The organism is Sphingomonas sp. 10B4 (genome assembly GCF_035019905.1).
In the GTDB taxonomy this organism is placed as follows: domain Bacteria; phylum Pseudomonadota; class Alphaproteobacteria; order Sphingomonadales; family Sphingomonadaceae; genus Sphingomonas; species Sphingomonas glacialis.
The window spans coordinates 1-1195 of the sequence record NZ_JASJVC010000163.1; the positions used below are offsets into that span (position 1 = coordinate 1).

At 58.2% G+C, this 1195-nt stretch carries 1 protein-coding gene; it reads right to left on the minus strand.

The features are described from left to right. A partial coding sequence (locus QN347_RS19255; protein ID WP_323494334.1) for a lysylphosphatidylglycerol synthase transmembrane domain-containing protein occupies window positions 1–990 on the minus strand: 990 nt, incomplete at its 3' end. Window positions 991–1195: the final 205 nt, after the last annotated feature.

Below are 1195 nucleotides of genomic sequence, written 5' to 3' on the forward strand. Positions count from 1 at the left end.
TCGCAGGAGGCAGTCCATTCCAGACCATCCTCGGTGCCGTCTCTGCCTTATAGCCGGTAGGGGGTGCATCAGTCCGGGTAGGAGCGGCAGCCAGAGGGTGAAGCCGCGCAAGAGCAAAGTGCCAGCGAGCGCTGCCGGCACGGGAATTCCTAGAAGACTTAGCATGGCGGTCGATCCGGCCTCGAAGCTGCCAAGCCCCATTGGAATGGGCGCAAGTGCCGCCAAGATCGAGGCGCCCATTAGAGCAATGAACGCGGTGCTGTAGCCTGTCGGATGACCCAGTGCGAAAAGACATACCTGAAGCGTAGCCGCATCGACGAGGAAGATGGTTGCATTACATGCGGCAACGCCAGCGAGGAGCGACCGGTCAGCCAAAAGCTTTGCCGGTGCCTCCCCAACGACATGAAGCAGGCTGTGCACAATCGGAATATGTTCAAGGAACGGCGACAAGGGATGACTGCCTCTACGCCGAAGCCATAATGCAAGACTGGGTATCGCCAGTGCAACCAACAGAAAAGCTGTAACGATGCCCACGAGCAACGGCGTAGCCTTGCCGTGGAGCCAAAGCATCAGCAGCATGAGAAGCGCGAAGATCGCAAAGGCGGCGTAATAGCCTATCATCGTTATCAAGAGCGCCGCGACCGCTGCGCCACGCGGCCCGCCGAGTTTGACGAGGCGATCAACCAGCACGACATTGCCGCCCATCCCAGCCGCCGGGATGATGGCGTCGGCAAAAAGCTTCGATATCGCGACCGGGATCAGCCGGGTAAGGCCGAGTGGCGACCCAGCTTTGTCGAGTACTAGCTTCCAGCCCAGCGACACGCTCATATAGGTGATAACCTGGAGCCCGACCGCAGCGAGCAGCCACAGCGGCTGTGCCTGGCGGAGCATCTGCCCGAAGCTTTCAAGATCGCTGAAATGAAGGACACCAAACGCAAGTACCCCTACGCTCAAGATTCCCAAAACCCACCCTGAGATGCGTCCGCTCATCTGTGCCTTAGAGGCTGTTTGGAAAATCGGATTTGAGGGATTCCGCTTGTCGCTGAAGTATGATTCAGAGCTTGGATGTGGACCGAAGAGAGCCGTGGCCGTGTTGCCAGGATTGAGCGCAAGACGAAGTGAACCGTCCCGGGTTTCTCGGAGGCTTCTACTTGTGAGAAGGAGCTACCATGAGCAAGACGACGAACAAGTTTTC